General features: G+C 65.1%; 3 protein-coding genes. 1 reads left to right on the top strand and 2 read right to left on the bottom strand.

Features of this window, described 5'->3' with window-relative positions; genetic code table 11:
- A partial coding sequence (locus ACK5KK_RS01305) for a hypothetical protein (protein WP_416888286.1) occupies nucleotides 1-642 on the bottom strand: 642 nt, incomplete at its 3' end.
- 75 nt (nucleotides 643-717) lie between these two features.
- On the opposite strand from ACK5KK_RS01305, the gene ACK5KK_RS01300 reads away from it, so the two are divergent.
- Nucleotides 718-1380: a type IV toxin-antitoxin system AbiEi family antitoxin domain-containing protein gene (locus tag ACK5KK_RS01300; protein WP_416888285.1), complete on the top strand. Its 663-nt coding sequence runs from the start codon at nucleotides 718-720 to the stop codon at nucleotides 1378-1380.
- A 22-nt stretch (nucleotides 1381-1402) separates the two neighbouring features.
- Here ACK5KK_RS01300 and ACK5KK_RS01295 read toward each other — a convergent pair.
- Nucleotides 1403-2244, bottom strand: an 842-nt coding sequence (locus ACK5KK_RS01295; RefSeq protein WP_416888284.1) for a hypothetical protein, incomplete at its 5' end; no start/stop codon positions are given.

Here is a 2244-nt window from a genome sequence, read left to right as displayed (position 1 = left end):
ACTCGGCTCAGCACGGCTACCCGTGTTCAGCCATGCGCCGTCGTCATCTACGACCGGGAAGCGGACGGTTCCCCAGTAGATTCGCTCGCGCCCGCGGAACGACACGTCAACCGCGCCAATGGGCACGCAATATTCCCTTACGGACGTGATGGTGCCGCTGTCGAGGTGGAGCGGCGAGGCAGACTCCGCGAACCCCGGCTTCGAGACGATTAGCCGGAGGAGGCGATCGAGCTTGAGTCCAGGAAGACTGCCCGACCGAGACCCGTCGCCTTGCGTGTAGGCATGCCCACCCCGTTGCCGTCGAGTGGGCGGATCGTCTTTCTGATTGTGAGGAACGGGCGTCCCGTCCGCGGCCTGGAGCCGAAACCCGCCCGAGCGAGCCGCCCGTTGCTCCGACTCCGACAAGTCTTCTACCGTCAAACGGTCGGTCGACTGCGAAGCCTGTTCGCACGGCTCGTTGTGCGGACGAGCGCCGAAGCACGCGGGGCGTCCGTTGCGCGATGGGCGAATGTAGTACGCGTCAGCGCGGCAGCTCACGCAGATGAGGTGGTCGCGAAGCTCCGCACGTTCAGATTCGGCGAGGTCTCTGAACTCGTGCGCGTCGTACACGGTCCCGGTTGTTGTGACTTCGGCGATTTCCATACGGTGACGGTATGCCGAGGGTCCGACACCTCATGCGATACAGCATTTGTAGTCTGTTTACGATACAAAAGCTGTATGTATGGCTCCACGATCGCCAAACTCGGCGCGATCGCCGCTGAGCACTGGGGCATGTTTACAACTGCCGAGGCTTCCGGCGCGGGCGTCGCGCGAAAGACGCTCTCGGGCCTGGCCACGTCCGGGGCAGTTGAGCGGGTTGCACAGGGCGTCTATCGCGTCGCCGGTGCCCCAGCTGCCGCGCTTGAGATCGACTCCATCCGGGTTCACTGGCTGGCGGTCGGCGGTGCAGCGACCGCCGACGGCGCGCGGGCGATCGTCGCGGCGGGCACGACTGCAGCAGCGCTGCACGAAGTGGGCGATTGGATGCCCGGGGTCACCGACTTTGTGAGCCTCACACGCCGGACGACTCGACTGCCGGGGGTTCGACTTCGGACTCGGCAGCTCAGCGCGGACGACATCATTCACGTTGACGGACTGCCCACAATGACGGTCGAGCGCATGATCGCTGACCTGGTGGAGTCACGCGAAGACCTATCACTCGTGTCCCGCGCTCTGGCCGATGCTGCATGGCGCGGCAACCTGACCCAACCGCGGCGCCTCCCCGGGCTTCTCGATTCGCTCGCGCACCGGAACGGCTACACGTCTGGCCACGCATTCGCTAATGACCTGCTCCGGAGCGCTGGACTTGACCCGGAGGACGTCGGCGTAGGCAGATCGTAGGGACTGACGCGGCCCACAGTCGCTATGCGCCGAGCGCTGTACGAACGAGTGCGCGGGCGTGCGCCACCTCCACAGGGTGGCCCGCGAGCTCCTCCAAGAGATCGCTGAGATTCCACGTCACCAGGTGGCCGAACCTCGCGGAGTAGATTCCGAGTCGACGGATGGCGTAGCGATCCGAGAAGTCGAACAACGCATAGGACACCAGCTGGTAGAGGTCGAGCAAGTCCAGTCGATCGGCTCGGCCTCCGGGCTTGTTGACCTTCGCGCCAAGTGAAGTCTTGAGGTCGAGCAGCAGGTGGTTTGCGACCATATCCGCGTCCGCCGCGCAGTAGAGCGAGCCGTCGAACGTCGGCCCCAGCACGAGCGGAGGCCCGATCTCCGGAACGAGCTTGGCGTCGGCGATCGATCGCAGTTGGCTCAACTGGCGCACGGCGTCGGGCTGGGCGAGGTCGAGCAGGTGAGCGGCGTCGAGCTGGCTCTTTGCACGCAGATCGAGCAAGGGCGATCCAGGCATCCACCCCACGCGATAGACCTCCGTCAAGAGGGCGAGTGCCCACGAGGCGCGATACAGGGTCTCGCGATCGCCGATTCCCGTCGCAACTTGTGCGGCGACGATCACTGCATCGATCTCCGCGATGAGATCAGGCGCACCACGGAACGCGGAGCGGGCGAGGTCGGCGTCGTACATGGGATTGAGCACGAACCTGATCGCGTAGTCAAAGGCACCGCCGAGTGTTCCTGCGTTGGCCGTTCCGCCCTCAACGAGCAGGATCGGCTCGCTCGATCGGTAGCCCGACTGCACTGCGCGCGTGTTCGGGAACTTCTGATCGAGGAGCTGGCGCAGCGGGGAAGCCTTGTCGCGCA

This window comes from Microbacterium sp., assembly GCF_047972865.1.
GTDB lineage: Bacteria > Actinomycetota > Actinomycetes > Actinomycetales > Microbacteriaceae > Microbacterium.
The sequence above is the reverse complement of the archived record's forward strand: the minus strand, read 5'-3'. Positions and strand labels throughout refer to the sequence as shown.

Excerpts from the sequence above, each read along its gene's own strand:
- ACK5KK_RS01300 (WP_416888285.1), top strand. The coding sequence starts at position 718 with ATGTATGGCTCCACGATCGCCAAACTCGGCGCGATCGCCGCTGAGCAC.